The 15447-nt window shown below is 44.0% G+C and carries 13 protein-coding genes; 9 read left to right on the top strand and 4 right to left on the bottom strand.

The window, feature by feature from the left end:
• Window positions 1–127 precede the first annotated feature (127 nt).
• The 3 genes from KFT32_RS01395 to KFT32_RS01385 all read right to left on the bottom strand — a co-directional run bounded on the left by KFT32_RS01395 (window position 128) and on the right by KFT32_RS01385 (window position 2460).
• Entirely contained in the window at window positions 128–808 is a 681-nt protein-coding gene (locus KFT32_RS01395; RefSeq protein ID WP_211745578.1) for an SOS response-associated peptidase, read from the bottom strand.
• A gap of 78 nt (window positions 809–886) precedes the next feature.
• A complete protein-coding gene (locus KFT32_RS01390; RefSeq protein ID WP_211745292.1) occupies window positions 887–1222 on the bottom strand; it encodes a YolD-like family protein in 336 nt (111 codons plus the stop codon).
• The gene (locus tag KFT32_RS01385) at window positions 1219–2460 is read right to left on the bottom strand and encodes a DNA polymerase IV (protein ID WP_211745290.1); all 1242 of its coding nucleotides are present in this window, start codon (window positions 2458–2460) and stop codon (window positions 1219–1221) included. Before KFT32_RS01385 ends, KFT32_RS01390 begins: the two co-directional genes overlap by 4 nt.
• An 824-nt stretch (window positions 2461–3284) precedes the next feature.
• On the opposite strand from KFT32_RS01385, the gene KFT32_RS01380 reads away from it, so the two are divergent.
• The 9 genes from KFT32_RS01380 to KFT32_RS01340 all read left to right on the top strand — a co-directional run bounded on the left by KFT32_RS01380 (window position 3285) and on the right by KFT32_RS01340 (window position 14506).
• Window positions 3285–5507 carry a hypothetical protein gene (locus KFT32_RS01380; protein ID WP_211745288.1) on the top strand — a complete coding sequence of 741 codons (2223 nt, stop codon included), beginning with the start codon at window positions 3285–3287 and terminating at the stop codon, window positions 5505–5507.
• Between the two features lie 16 nt (window positions 5508–5523).
• Complete coding sequence (locus tag KFT32_RS01375; RefSeq protein WP_211745286.1) at window positions 5524–6723, top strand: HEAT repeat domain-containing protein; 1200 nt, start codon at window positions 5524–5526, stop codon at window positions 6721–6723.
• A gap of 22 nt (window positions 6724–6745) precedes the next feature.
• Window positions 6746–8140 carry a glycosyltransferase family 2 protein gene (locus KFT32_RS01370; RefSeq protein WP_211745577.1) on the top strand — a complete coding sequence of 465 codons (1395 nt, stop codon included), beginning with the start codon at window positions 6746–6748 and terminating at the stop codon, window positions 8138–8140.
• A gap of 39 nt (window positions 8141–8179) precedes the next feature.
• Complete coding sequence (locus KFT32_RS01365; protein WP_211745284.1) at window positions 8180–8986, top strand: response regulator transcription factor; 807 nt, start codon at window positions 8180–8182, stop codon at window positions 8984–8986.
• A 182-nt stretch (window positions 8987–9168) separates the two neighbouring features.
• Window positions 9169–10509: a nucleotide sugar dehydrogenase gene (locus KFT32_RS01360; RefSeq protein WP_211745576.1), complete on the top strand. Its 1341-nt coding sequence runs from the start codon at window positions 9169–9171 to the stop codon at window positions 10507–10509.
• On the top strand, window positions 10502–11479 hold the full coding sequence (locus KFT32_RS01355; protein ID WP_249344821.1) for a hypothetical protein: 978 nt from the start codon (window positions 10502–10504) through the stop codon (window positions 11477–11479). Before KFT32_RS01360 ends, KFT32_RS01355 begins: the two co-directional genes overlap by 8 nt.
• 177 nt (window positions 11480–11656) lie before the next feature.
• Window positions 11657–12874: an MFS transporter gene (locus KFT32_RS01350; RefSeq protein ID WP_211745281.1), complete on the top strand. Its 1218-nt coding sequence runs from the start codon at window positions 11657–11659 to the stop codon at window positions 12872–12874.
• 153 nt (window positions 12875–13027) lie between these two features.
• Complete coding sequence (locus KFT32_RS01345) at window positions 13028–13666, top strand: cell wall hydrolase (RefSeq protein WP_211745279.1); 639 nt, start codon at window positions 13028–13030, stop codon at window positions 13664–13666.
• A 162-nt stretch (window positions 13667–13828) separates the two neighbouring features.
• Window positions 13829–14506, top strand: coding sequence for a cell wall hydrolase (locus KFT32_RS01340; protein ID WP_249344819.1), 678 nt, complete (start codon window positions 13829–13831; stop codon window positions 14504–14506).
• Window positions 14507–14585: 79 nt separating this feature from the next.
• On the opposite strand, the gene KFT32_RS01335 is transcribed toward KFT32_RS01340, so the two are convergent.
• The gene (locus tag KFT32_RS01335; RefSeq protein WP_211745277.1) at window positions 14586–15446 is read right to left on the bottom strand and encodes a C40 family peptidase; all 861 of its coding nucleotides are present in this window, start codon (window positions 15444–15446) and stop codon (window positions 14586–14588) included.
• Between the last annotated feature and the right edge of the window lies 1 nt (window position 15447).

The raw sequence follows: 15447 nt of genomic DNA, 5'->3' as shown, positions 1-15447 counted from the left end.
GAATGGCTCAAGTTCAGGGCACATTGAATCTAACGTGATTTTTGATGCTTGGTAAAAAAGAATCATACTAAAAAAGGGGCTGAATTTAATTCAGCCCCCTTTTTTATATGAAGCTGGAGTTGTTACTTTACAACTTTACTGGTGCGATCAAATCGATACTGTCATTGGTTACTTTGCCTACCGCAGTGGACACCGGATAGGCTTGCATCTGTTCTGCGGGATAGGGGACTAGCAGGGGCGTGATTGCTTCCGGACGCTGAACCGTCCGATCAAGCCACAGCTCTTCTTGCTCTGGATGGATCATCACGGGCATTCGGTCATGGACCTGGGACATTAGCGAATTTGGACGAGTGGTGAGGATGGTACAGGTACTTATTCTCTGTCCCTCTGGACTCATCCAAATGTCGTATAACCCGGCAAAACTGAAAATACCTTTGTCTTGCATTGTGATTCGGTAAGGTGTTTTCGTACCGTTTTCTTGTTTCTGCCATTCATAGAAACCGTCAGCTGGAATGAGGCAACGTTTACGAAGAAAGGGCTCGCGAAACGCAGGTTTGTCAAGAAGGGTCTCACTGCGTGCATTAATCATTTTACTACCAATGCTCTTATCTTTCGCCCAGTGAGGGATGAGTCCCCAGCGCAGCGTACCTGCTCTTCGTTTTGTACCATCATGAATAATGGCCACGACTTGCTGGGTGGGGGCAATATTGTAACGGGGATTATAATCAATATAATCAGGGATATCATCAAGCATATAATGAAGCATAAGCTCTTCCATCGTGACACCAAGCGTAAATCTTCCGCACAAAGTCTGCACATTCCTTCCTTTTTGTATCCAGTATAACGCATTGCCTCCTAAGTATTCTATGTCAATAAAATAAGCAGGTTAGTTAGCATGAACCTCAATAATATGTCTCATACGCACATCATGAAGCCCGCTTGCGTCCTGAATGCGAATTGATCTTCCTGCCTGATCAAATTTGATAACCGTTCCGGTAAGGTGGACATTTTCCCACTCGTCAAACAGGACAATAGTTACAGGTTCGCTTAGCATAAGCGATTCTGCAAGCAAGCGCGACATTTCTTCAATCGCCTGCGGATCAAGGACCGGACGAGTTCTTGGGGCTAATTTTTGCTGATGTTGTACATATGCTTCGCGATGTTCGGGAAGCATCATTCGGGATGATTCGAATAATCCGTTTTGCTGTAATTTTTTACTCATCGATAGTGACCTCCAATTTTACGGGAACGATCATGTGCTTGACCTGCGTTTTGAAGAGAGGAAGCACGAATGATTGCCGTGTCTCCAAACCTCCGTTTGATCGCATCTGTTGCTTTTTCCAGTTCCCGTTGCTGCTCACGATCATCAAACCAGGTCAATTGATATTCAGTATCCGGTACAAGATCCGTAAGTGAGACACCTACTCTCCTTACCGGCTGGCCGTCCCAATGACGCTGGAACAACTCACTTGCTGCTTTATAGACTTCTGCGGTAATTTGCGTAGGTTCATCTATTTTCATCTGTCTAGAAAAACCAGTGGGTTTGTCAAAATCAATTCCCCTGCAGCCCACAGATACGACGCTCCCCATAAGGCCTTTTTCCCGGGCCCGTCTTGTGACAAGCTCGGCTAGTTCCAAAAGGACAATACGAATCTCAGACCACGTAGTGTAGTCTCGCGGAAGGGTCATTTGATGGCCGATCCCTTTTTGCTGCTGCGAAAAAGTACTTGGTCTTACAGGTGAGTCATCTATACCGTTCGCGATGCGCCACAAAACTTCGCCGTTGACACCCCAGCGATCTCGTAGACGAGGGAGTGGCGTATGTGCCAAATCTCCGATCGTATGAATCCCCATCTTATAGAAATGATGCGCCATTCTAGAACCGACCATAAACATTTCCCGAATCGGAATGGGCCACAGTGTACTCGCTATCTCTTCTTTCGGTAAGGTACATATACCGGTCTCATTTTTCTTGGCAAACAAATCACAAGCCATTTTGCTCACGACTTTGGTATCGCTAATACCAATTCGCACATATACACCCGTCTCTTGTTTAACTTGCTGCTGGATCTGATAGGCAATCTCTTCGGCTGTGCCGAAAAGTCCCAAACTGCCAGTTACATCGAGGAACTGTTCATCAATGCTGTAAGGCTCCACAAGATCGGTATAGGACTGCAGAATACTCGTGATATGGAGAGAAACCCGGATATATTCTGCCATTCTTGGTCTGACAACGACCACGTCTGGGCATTTAGCAAGTGCATCTGATAGACGCTCTGCTGTCGTAATTCCGTAGGCCTTGGCTAGCGGACAGGCTGCAAGAATAATTCCGGACCTGCGGGCCGGATCACCGGCAACGACAAGGGGTCTATCTACATACTCGGGATGGGCCGATTTCTCCACACTAGCATAAAAGGATTGGCAGTCTGCCAGCATAATCACGCGTTTTTTTCGCTCCATATCACCCAAACTCCTCTCCATTCTTTCATATACGGAACACATGTTCTTATTTTATTAGAATAACGGAGAAATATACATACAGCAACCGGAATTTTTTTGAAAATGGTTGGAACTTTCTAAAAACACTCAGAAAGTATTAAAAATTAGGAAAAAGGACTTGTTTTTTTACATAAGATGTAAGTTATTTGAGACCTGAGGGTCAGGAAAAAGGGAACCGTGATCGGAATGTAAATGATTTATAAATAATATTGTCCTAGATGCAGGACTGTTGACCTTTTTTGAAAAAAAGAGTTTTTTTAAGAATGCTGCTACATCAGGCTTTTTCACGGTTTTAGTATCAGACTATAGTATCAATTTTGTAATAACTATGGTTAAAATTGTAAATCAAGAGGAACTTTGGGTGATGAAATGCGTTACACTATATAGGCGGGATGCAAGATGAAAGTGGCTACTTTCTGTTGGGCAGTAAGGCTTTTCCTTTCTGAGTAGGAAGGAGGATCTCTATTTTTTTGTGTCACTTTTATAGAATATAAGGATCAAAAAAGAAAACAGCGTTTTGGGATCACCGGACTTGAAAAGCAGGAAAATGATTTTGAAACTGGGCAATAATATCCATCACATCTTTCCTTCCAATAGCCTAGTTACAAAAGGGAAAGCTTGGCGATATAGTTAATGAGAAGGGTGCAGACGTTCGCCAAACGACAGAATCCGATTCTGCATTGCAGGCGACCCTGCAATCAAGGGAGGCATTGCATTTATCGTTTTTGCCTTACGATGACAAAGTTTAATAACGAATGAGCAGAAGTGGAGCGAACCAAGAAACCATGAGCAGACGACAGAGAAAACGATTTGCCATATGGGTTTTAACAGGCATTCTTATCTTCGGCGGCGGCGGTTGGGCGTTGTATTCGTACATGAAGCCTGCGCAAGTCACCTTTGCTGCAGAAGACGGAACAAAAATGAAATTCAGAACTGAAGGCGACAAGTTCCTGCAGTATAGCCAGGACGGGAAGTGGCAGGAGCTATTTGTGAAAGGTGTGAACCTAGGTTCAACGAAGCCAGGACATTACCCGGGTGAGTTTCCGCTTGAAAAGGAAGATTACCTTAAGTGGTTTCAGCAAATTGAAGATATGGGTGCAAATGTAATCCGTATCTATACGGTCCATCAACCTGTATTCTATTCTGCGCTGGCAGAGTACAACAGAGGTAAAGAACATCCCCTGTACTTCATGCAGGGAATTTGGTCACCTGAAGAGCAGCTGATTGAGCAAAAAGACGCTTTTGCAGAAGGCATTGATGAGAAATTTAAAGCGGAGATCAAAAAAGCGGTAACTGCGGTGTATGGGGATGCAAATATCCCCCATGTGAACGGAGAATCAAGCGGTAAATACACAGCGGATGTGGGTCAATATTTATTAGCTTGGCATTTGGGTACGGAGTGGGACCCACAGATGGTAGATAATACGAACCAGACACATCCAGATTATCCTCGTTACGAAGGGGTCCATATTTCCGGTACTGAAAATGCGAGTCCGTTTGAAAATTGGCTTGCAGAGCTGCTTGACCAAGTAGCAAAGGAAGAGAAGAAGTACGGGTGGGAACATCCTTTAACCTTTACCAATTGGGTAACCACAGATGTGCTGGAGCACCCAGGTGAGCCGCTGTTCGAAGAGGATCTAGTAAGTGTAGATGCAAATCATATTGAACCGGTCCATTGGCAAGGAGGTTATTTTGCAGCCTATCACGTGTATCCCTATTATCCAGATTTCTTCCGTACGGATAAGTCTTTGCAGACGATTAAGGATGAGGATGGGGAGTACAACACGTATAAAGCGTACTTGCAAAAACTTAAATCCGAGTATCCCGATATGCCTGTAATGATTACAGAGTATGGTGTCCCTGCTTCTCTCGGCGTATCTCATTATGGACCGGGAGGGAAAGACCAAGGGGGTCATAATGAGCTCGAACAAGGCGAGATCAATAAGTCGCTCACAATGGATATTTATGACGAAGGTTACGCAGGGGCGGTACTCTTCATGTGGCAGGATGAGTGGTTCAAGAAGACGTGGAATACGATGCCTTTCGAAATTCCGGCAGATCGCAGAGCATACTGGCTGAACGTGCTTACGAACGAAAAGATGTTCGGAGTTCTCGCCATGGAGGCAGGCAAACAAAATAAGCTGATTATCGATGGGAAACTTGAGGATTGGTCTACGTTGCCGGATAACCAGATTCAGCTCTGGCAAGGAAAGACAGAAGGCATTGAAAGGATTCAATTGACCCATGATGAGGCTTACGTATACATGGGAATTACGCTGGATGAACCATTTGATCCGGCCACAACGAAGCTGAATATTGGATCAGATACTCTTCCCGGCGGGAATCAACCGCTCGAGGCATTGCCCGGTAAGACACTGGAAGGCGGGGAGTTAGAGACGCTTATTACGGTAGGCAACGATCAAGAATCAGAAGTTGCCATCGCTAAAAGTTACGACTTTAACCAGCGACTATACGGACCGGAGGGGTACTGGATGTTGGAGGAGCAAGCACAGGATACACCGTCGTTTGTTCCCTGGAAGCTGGCCATCAGTTTGAAGATGAGTCCGCCCGATACGAAGTATTCACATCCTTATATGGATGAAATAGTGGGCACATTGAACCGGGGGACATCGAATCCGGATTCGGAGGACTACGACTCGTTGACGCTTTGGCAGTACGCAGGGAAAGAAGTGGAAATACGTATTCCTTGGATGTTGCTTGGTTTTGGCGATCCTAGTTCCCTGCAGGTCATTGACTACAGCCCACTTACAGAAGATAGAGGATTCCAGACGGTAACGACCGAAGGGATTCGGTTTATCCCATGGCTGACGGATCTTGGCAGCGGTACTGTATCCTGGCCAGGAGGCGATGCAAAGACACTCGATATACGGGAGGTTAAACCTTATACGTGGGATCCGTGGGAAACAGTCACCTATAGTGAGCGTTTCAAACAGAGCTATGATCTCATGAAAGAGACTTTTTCCGAGTTACAAGAGCAAGAACAATAAAGGAGGATACTCATCCATGTTTTCTAATTTGGCCCTCGCGTACGCATTCGTTTATTTGTGCGCAGGACTCATCGTAGCGGGGATTGTTTTGCTCATCACGATGAAAGTGTCCCATAATTCAAAAACAAGTAAGAAAGAGCAATATGCAAATAAGCACAAGGACTATTTTGTCTACATTCAAGCGAACTTGACTGGTAATGAGAAGGTTCAGCTTCCTCCTGGGAAATTAGCAAAGCTTGAAGAGGAAGTGATCATGGACAAGCTAATCGTTATGATGGACCAGCTTAAAGGAGAGCATGCAGTGAAGCTGCGTGACCTTGCAAGTGAAGCAGGGTTTGTTGCGAAGCAAATGAAACAGCTTGGCAGCATCTCAGGTACCAAAACAATAGAAGCAGCTTACCGACTTGGCGGGATGCGAAGTGCAGAGGCGACGACATCATTATTAGAAGTATTAAAAGAAGAGAAGAAAGTGCCACATGCCATCATTTATGCCAGAGCCGTGGCAAAGTGCGCAGAGCGTCCTGCTGAGCTTAAAGAAATGCTAAGACTTCTTCTTGGCAAAGGAAAACCAATTTATCAAATGGCCGCAGATATTCTTATGGAAACGAGCCTAGAGCCAAGCAGGCTGCTGCGGGAACTGCTCGAATCAGATCGTTATGAAGATGTCAAAGTTGGGCTTGTCGCGTTATCCGGTTATGCATCTCCGGAAGTAATGCCTGTTGTCAGACATTTATTCCGCTCGAATGACGTTACAATACGCACGGATGCTATCAAGCTTTATTTAAGTACGGGACCCGTATTGAAGGATCAAACGATGGCGGAATTTATGAGAGACGCGAATAGCGAAGTTAGAGCTGCAATGGCGAAGGCACTTGGCTCCGTTTATACAGAAAACAGCATCCAGTTGCTACAGCAAGGGATGAGTGATACGGACTTGCTGGTACGCAATCAAAGTGCAGAGAGTTTAGCTGGGCTCGGTGTACGAGGATTTGAAGTGTTGTGTGAAACAGCTGCCACGGCAAACGGCACGGCAAGAGAAGCAGCTCTTGCATATACAGAGCGGGCAATGGGTGCAGCGGAAGGAAAAGAAGAGCTGGAAAAGATGATGATGTTAAACAAGAAAAAACTTATCTATCACCGCTACTTCGGAGCATCACCAAGAGCAAAACAGACCCATCGCATGTCTGAAGTTATTGGAGGGGATTTCACTGCTTAAAGATATATTACTCGGCTATGGAATGATCATTATTTATTACGTTATTTTCGTTACTGTTTTATATTTTGGAATTTTGTGTTTCTCCTATAAAAATATTTGGACGATTCGCCGCAGGGCAGAATATTCGAGCTTCAAAAGCTTAGCAGGATCGGATGTCGTCCCCCCAGTTTCGCTCTTGGTACCTGCTTATAACGAAGAGTTAACGATTATCGAAAATGTAAAATGTTTGATGACGCTTAATTATCCGACTTATGAGGTCATTGTCGTCAACGACGGTTCCAGTGACAAAACCGTGCAGGTTCTTGTTAAGGAGTTTGGGCTGACCCCCATCGAGAATCCGATTTTTCGTGGAACCATTAAATGTGAACCGGTTCGCGGAGTATATCACAATCCGGAATATCCATTTCTGTACTTAATTGATAAGGAAAATGGGGGAAAGGCAGATTCCTTGAATTCCGGTATTAACTTCTCGCATTATCCGCTTGTGTCATCTATTGATGCAGATTCCCTGCTTGAGAAGGACGCGCTGATTCGCATGGCACGCATGTATTTGGAAAATCCGGAAGAAACGGTTGCCATTGGCGGAGATGTTCGGATTGCGAATGGATGTAAAATCGAGAACGGTGCAGTAAAAGAAGTATCGTTGCCGCGAAAAATGTGGCCGATGTTTCAATCCATTGAATATTTAAAAGCTTTCCTCGGCGGACGAATTGGCTGGAGTGACTTAAACGGATTGATCATTGTTTCAGGAGCCTTTGGACTATTCAGTAAAGATGCCATCATTGCGGTAGGCGGATATCGAGGTGGATATCCGGGAGAAGACATGAACATTATTATCAAACTTCATCGTTACATGCTCGAGAATAAATTAAAGTACCGTATCGCATTTTGTCCGGAGGCCGTTTGCTGGACTCAGGCTCCTGATACGTACAAGATTATTTCGAACCAGCGTAAACGCTGGGGCCGGGGTAATCTGAAAAATATGATCGAGAATGCAAATATGATGTTCAGACCCAAGTATAAAACAATGGGCATGCTCACAATGCCGTATAACATTTTTTTTGAAGCCCTGAATCCTTATTTCCGGATTACCGGACTTCTGGCCTTGGTTGGTTACGTGATGCTTGATATGACAGCTTGGCCGGTTCTTCTCATTTTTGGTCTTCTTAACTTCCTAAGTGGATATTTGCTGAGTGTAGGAGCCTTGATTCTAGAAGAAATCGCCTTCCGTCGTTACCCGAAACCATCTGATCTTGTAAAAATGTTAACTTTTTCTGCTTTGAAGTTTGTTGGATATCATCAGCTTGGCGTCCTGTGGAGGGTACAAGGGCATATCCAGTTCATGCAGAACAATAACTCCTGGGGTGCGATGACAAGACAGAGCTGGGAAGAACCAAAGGCAGAAGAGGCTGCCTAAGTTATAGAAGTTAAATGTTGAAAGGTGGAAGTGAATCTTATGGCAAATACGGTAACTCTTGAGCGCCAGGTAAAAGGTAGTGTGTATGACATTCTGGATGAGCAACTAAGAGGAATGGCAAATGAGCATAGTGGCGTTGTGTTTGTCCATTGCAAGGATATGGAGCAGCAGCCGGAAGCTGAGCTTCGAGACATTCTGACGAGGACTTGTGAATCCGAATATCAGGTGTGGCAAGATGCGAAGACAGAAACGCTAGCTGTGTTTCTTCCCTTTATGTCACTGAATCGTACGCACTATCAGGCGCTGGTTTTGAAACAAGGGCTGTTGCAATTGCTTCCTGGTTCTGATCCACGTCTGACGGTGGCAAGCTTCCCTGAAATGGGGAAACCAAGCAAACATCTGCTTAAAAATATGGCTGAAACCGCGAAACTTAGTAATGATGCGGATATCAAGCTTTATACGCAGAATGAAACAGCATCTCTGCCAGGCAAGATCCTCATTGTGGATCAGGATGAATCGACAAGAGAGTTTCTCCAAATCCGTCTTGCACTGCAAGGTTATGACATCTACGAAGCAGTTGATGGACTTAGCGCCTTGGAAATGGCAGTCAAGGTAGAACCTGATCTCATTTTGACAGAGCTTAATTTGTACGGAATGAGCGGTGTTCCATTTATCCATCAAATGCAGAACTTAAATCTTACAACGCCGCCGAAAGTGATTGTCCTGACAGACCAGCGAGTAGAGCAGACCATCAGCCAGTGTTTTGAAAAAGGGGTAGATGATTACGTAACGAAACCTTTTTCACCTGTTGAACTTGATGCACGAATTCGTCGCTGCTTTCAGTAGAAATCGTAGATTTTACAGTATTCGTAGATTGTAAATTCGAGTAGATTTTACACAGATAAGGTAGTCCTGATTTAACACATATAACGGAGGGTATTGTATAAATTCAACTGAATTATGCAATATGCTTACCTAAAATTCCATTTGGAGGGTGAAGTACTGTGAAAGAGCAATTCCATACTTTGATGAACGCAATTGAGAGCAAGAAAGCAGTATTGGGTGTAGTAGGACTAGGATATGTTGGCCTGCCACTCGCAGTAGAAATGGTGAAGCAAGGCTTTACGGTTATTGGTATTGATTTAGACCCATCCAAAGTGGACAGCATTTATCAAGGTGAGTCCTATATTCATGATATTTCATCGGAGGACCTGAAAACCGTAATGCAAAGCGGTCGCTTCCAGCCTACAACGGATTACAGCATGTTACGTGTGATTGATGCACTGAGTATCTGTGTGCCTACACCGCTCAGCGAGAATCAGGATCCGGATACGTCATATATTGAAACTGTCGTTGATCAGATTAAATTGCATATGAAGGAAGGCATGCTCATTACACTGGAGAGCACAACCTATCCGGGTACGACAGAGGAATTAATTGAGCAAGAACTTGAGGCGATTGGTAAAAAGGTCGGAGAAGATTACTTCCTCTGCTTCTCACCAGAACGTGTAGACCCTTCAAATGGGAGATTTACAACGTTCAATACACCAAAAGTTATTGGCGGTACAACAGAAGCTTGCTTGAAACTTGGTGCAGCTCTATACGGTCAGTATGTGGAGACGGTAGTTCCTGTGTCCAATCCTAAGGTTGCGGAAATGTCCAAGCTGCTCGAAAATACATTCCGTAGCGTAAATATCGCATTTGTAAACGAAATGGCGATGATGTGTGACCGTATGGGTATTGATATTTGGGAAGTTATTGATGCAGCGGCTACAAAACCGTTTGGTTTTATGCCATTTTATCCGGGCCCAGGTATTGGAGGTCACTGCATTCCGCTGGATCCAATGTATCTGTCTTGGAAAGCAAAAGGATTCCGGTTCTACAGTCAGTTCATTGAGCTTGCTCAATCAACCAATGACAATATGCCGTACTACGTGATGAACAAAACAGCAACGATTCTAAATGAATATGCAAAATCGATCCGTAAATCTAACATTTTGCTGCTGGGTATGGCTTACAAACCAAATATTGCGGACCTTCGTGAGTCTCCTGGACTTGAAGTCTATGAACTGTTTAAAGAAGCAGGCGCAAACGTAGAGTACTTTGATCCGTATGCAGAAACATTCCGTGACAAACATGGGGAAACCGTTCATAGTGTGGCCTATAACCCAGCTGATTTCAAGGGGTATGACTGCATCGTCTTGATCACAAACCATAAAAATCTGGAGTATGATGAAATTGCATCGCTGGGTGTACCGGTGCTCGACACTCGCAATGCTTTCAAAAACTTCCCGTTACCACATATCTATAAAATTGGCCATTCCGTACAGCATCCCGTAACATTGCAGGAAGAAGCGGTATTTGCTTAAGAAAGATTCCGTAAACGGAAAGGCTCATAAGCGATTGGAAAGAGGAGGATACGCATGGAATACATGGCCGGCATGGGTAAAAGGGAGCACCTTGATTGTCATCTTTGTTCTTTTACTCATCCTGTACTTCATGCTGAGATCACCCGAGGTGAATGAAAATAAAGCGACATGGCTATGGGATGCTTCTATCATTGAAGAGCATACGGACGAAATTGTTACGTTCCTGACAGAACAAAAGGTGAATACTGTTTTTCTGCAAACGAAAAACAGTGTGTCTGACGAAGCCTATAGGCATTTTAATGCTCAGGCACAAGCTCACCAAATTTCCGTCCATGCACTGAATGGACATGCAGACTGGGCTTATACCGAGAAGCGGGAAGAGGGTACGGCCTGGATTGAATGGGTAAAGACATTTAATGAGGAAGCGGCGCCAGAGGAGCAGTTTGCAGGTGTTCAATTTGATGTCGAGCCGTACCAACTTAAACGATGGGAGCGAGAAGAATCAGCTGTTATAGACGAATGGAGCGAAAATATGGAGGAATGGATTCAGGCTGGAGCCGAAGGCAACCTCTATATGAGCGCGGCAGTTCCATTTTGGCTCGATAAGCGAGAAGCTCCGGGTGGCAAAGGAACATTTAGCCGCTGGATAATTGATAAGTTTGATGCGATTGCAATCATGGCTTATCGGGACAGCGGTCAGCAAATGTACGATCTTTCGAAAGAAGAGCTTGGTGAGGCAGATGAACTGGACAAGAAGGTATGGATCGGAGCAGAATTAGGGCATACCGAGGAAGGTGAGCATCTGACCTTTTTCCGAAAAAATGTCACGAATTTGGAATCGGAGATGGAAATAGCTGCTGAGCTCGGAACGAAACATTCTTCCTTTGCTGGACTTGCCATTCATCATTATGAAGTATGGCACGAGAAAATGAATGACGGTGTGCCTCTCGTTCGTAAAGAAGAGAAGTAGAACTCTATTTTATCATTTAGAAGCTTGAGATAGAGGTTTGAACAAGTTAAAAAAGAGAACAGTATGCTTAATAGGCAAACTGTTCTCTTTTTTTATGTTGACAGGCTGTCCCAAATCATTATAAATAAGAAGTTGGGTTTCACTTTAAATACATAGATAAGGGAGCACTGCATTACCATGAGTAAACTTGAAGTATTACAAAATCCGAAGCAACGCAAGCTGCTCTTCAGTGCGGGACTCAGCTGGATGTTTGACGCCATGGAAGTAGGGATGATGTCTTTTATCGTAGCTGCTCTCGCGAAGGAATGGCTGTTAAGTCCAAGTGAAGTAGGGCTCGTTACAAGTTCAACTTCTATTGGTATGGCCGTTGGAGCTGCGCTAGCAGGAACGCTTGCTGATAAATATGGACGGAAAGCAGTACTGATGTGGACTTTGCTTATTTTCTCGGTGGCTAGCGGATTTTCGGCTCTGGCTACAGGTTATGTGTTCCTCTGCCTTATTCGTTTTGTCGCCGGGATTGGATTAGGCGGTGAGCTTCCGGTCGCTTCTACACTTGTATCAGAATCGGTACCCGCAAAGGAGAGGGGACGTGCAGTTGTTCTCCTTGAGAGTTTCTGGGCAGCAGGTTGGATTATTTCTGCACTTATTTCTTATTTTGTGATTCCCCAGTATGGCTGGCGTGTGGCTTTTCTAATCGGAGCTCTGCCTGCACTGTACGCGCTCTACTTACGCAGAGCTATCGAGGATCCACCTAACTTTAACAAGAAAAGTGAACTGAAAAAAGTATCCTTTAGGGAGAAGTTTAAATCCGTCTGGTCGGTGGAACACCGGAAGACAACCCTTATGTTATGGATCTTATGGTTTACGGTTGTATTTTCTTATTACGGTATGTTTTTATGGCTACCTAGTGTCATGACAGCCAAAGGATATGAACTTGTAAAAAGTTTTCAATATGTGCTCATAATGACGCTTGCTCAGCTTCCAGGTTATTTTACTGCCGCTTATTTCATTGAAAAATTCGGGAGAAAGTTTGTACTCGTCGTATATTTGGTGATGACGGCAGTCAGTGCACTCTGGTTCGGAAACGCAGGATCGGAAGTGTCGCTAATTTTAGCAGGGATGTCACTATCCTTTTTCAATCTCGGAGCATGGGGAGGTATGTATGCTTATACCCCAGAACTGTACCCGCTTAAAGCGCGCTCCACGGGAGTGGGGTTGTCTGCATCGGTTGGCCGTGTTGGTGGTGTAATTGCTCCACTCCTTGTAGGACTTTTGGTCCAGAAAGGGGTTCCGTTCAGCACAATATTTACCCTTTTCTTTGTTACCGTATTGATTGGAGCGATGGCTGTACTGGTGCTTGGTAAGGAAACGAAAGGAACCGAACTTGCAGATTAGGACCATTGACAGATGTGACAAATTTGTAACCTGTGTTATAGTACACATCAGGTGTTACATTTAGCGCCGCCAAATTCAGTGATGATTTTAAATGTACACGATGCATGTCATCCAAGTGTCATCATGAATGAAACGGGAGGAAATTTAAGACTAATGAAAAAAATACCCACACTTATACTAACATGCGCCTGTGCTCTTTCAGTACTTGGTGCAGCGACAACAGCTAGTGCAGCGACACTACAGAAGGGTAGCAAAAGTTCCAAGGTAGTTGAAGTACAAGAAAGACTCAATAAGATTAAATATTTCTCGGCAGGTATTAGCGGTTATTATGGAACGCAAACGGTTAGCTCTGTAAAGAATTTTCAAAAGAAAAATAACTTGTCTGTGGATGGAAAGGTTGGTCCAAAGACGGAGGCTAAACTGAAAGCAAAGGCACCGATTAACAACAAGGTGATGAAACATCTGGCTGGTATTATTCAAGATGAAGCTGGCGGGGAGTCCTTTACCGGACAAATTGCAGTAGGGGCGGTCATTCTGAACCGTGTCCATAACGGCTCGTTTCCGAGCTCTATTACAAACGTTATTTTTCAAAAAGGTCAATTCACGCCTGCAGCTGATGGTAAGCTGAGCACACCAACGGCTTCTGCTTATGAAGCAGCGCGAAGAGCTTTGACAGGGTATGACCCTTCAAAAGGCGCTTTGTATTTCTATAATCCGAAATACGCGTCCTCATCTTGGATGAGTTCACGTCCGGTTACGCAAAAACTCGGAAACCACGTATTCACGAAGTAAAAGATAGATGTAAATAGCAAAATTGTACTCGAAAAGAAAACATACTGTGCCGAGAGAAAGATAAGATACTCCTTTCTCTCGGCATTTTTTGTACTGGAACAGTTAAGATGCTATCAAACACATTATTTCTTACAACTAGAATCTGGAGGTCGTCATCTATATATGAATAAGAAGAATACGAAAGTGCAAATGAAATGGAAAAAACTCACGGTAGGTTTGTTGTTAAGTAGCTCAATCGCAGTCGGAACCATAGGTATAGCCTCTCCGGCTAGCGCTATGGTGCTCCAAAAGGGAACTCATCATTTGGAAGTAGTAGAGCTACAGGAAAGATTGAAGAGTCTAGGCTATCTAGATGCTGGTGTAACAGGTTATTATGGATCTGCAACAGAACAAGCAGTGCGGTCCTTTCAGGAGCAGAGAGGGCTTGGTGTAGACGGTAAAGCGGGGAAACAAACGGTATCGGCTTTAAAAAAACAGGCACCTGTCAGAGGAACCACACTGGACCAATTAGCAAGAGCTGTGCATGGTGAGGCACGAGGGGAATCTATAGATGGACAGGTAGCAGTCGCAGCGGTCATCCTCAATCGAGTGCAATCTGATCTGTTCCCTGATTCAATAACGGAGGTCATCCTTGAACCAAGACAGTTTACTGCCGTAGATGATGGTCAGTATAATCTCACTCCAGATTCATCTGCCTATACAGCAGCGAGACGTGCACTAAATGGTGAAGATCCAGCAGAGGGAGCGCTTTATTATTATAATCCCAAAATTGCAACATCAGCGTGGAGCATGGCTCGTCCTGCTGTGAAAACGATTGGAAATCATATTTTCACGAGATAAAATAAATATAAAGGAATCACCAAAAAGCCTGTCGCATATGCGACAGGCTTTTTGGTATGATACCATCTTAATAAAAGATCTATAGTACTTTTTTAGCTCCTACATATTTAGGACCCCAATAAGTGTTGCTAAGGCTGTCAATTTTGATACCACTTGAGCTAGTTGCAGAAATGAAACTATTGTTCCCAACATAAACACCAACATGAGAGATGGATGTACCTGTTGTTTTGAAGAAAACAAGATCTCCTTGTTTCAGGTTGCTTTTTGCTACAGATGTTCCTGTGTTATACATGGAAGCTGCTGTACGTGGAAGCGAAATATCGTGTTTATCAAAAACATATTTTACAAAACCGGAGCAGTCGAATCCACTAGGGGAAGAACCACCGTATACATAAGGTGTACCAATATATTTCGTTGCTTCTTGGACGATACTTGTACCTTTAGCATGCTCGTCCTCTACAAGAACGGGGCTATAGGTTTTACCAGTTGTATTTACCATGACGAGAGAATAACTCTGTTTCCACACCACTTCACTACCCATAGCTTCGGATACAAAGCGAAGGGGTACATAAGTCCGATTGTCGCGAATAAATACTTTGGTTCCTATGCTTACACTTTTTCCGTTGACGGTAGCTGTTGTAGAACCTGTTTGAATTTTGATGGTATTTCCGTTTTGTTTAATTGTGACATGTGTAGTTGAACCTTCTTTATTAGCACTTACTGAATAATTCATATCCTCTGCAAGCATACGCAAAGGTACTTGAGTTTTATTGTTACTATCTAAAAAAGGAGAAGCATCTTTAAAGTTAACAAGGCTATCATTAAGTTGAACATTTACACTATTTGAGCTCGAAGAGGACGCATCCACTTGCGAATTACCGAGAACCAGGCTTGCACCTAGCAGAGAAGATAACAACATATATTTACCAAAACTTTTCATT

This window comes from Paenibacillus sp. Marseille-Q4541, from assembly GCF_018310695.1.
In the GTDB taxonomy this organism is placed as follows: domain Bacteria; phylum Bacillota; class Bacilli; order Paenibacillales; family Paenibacillaceae; genus Paenibacillus.
Note: the sequence above shows the minus strand (reverse complement) of the source record. Positions and strands in the feature narration are given on the sequence as shown.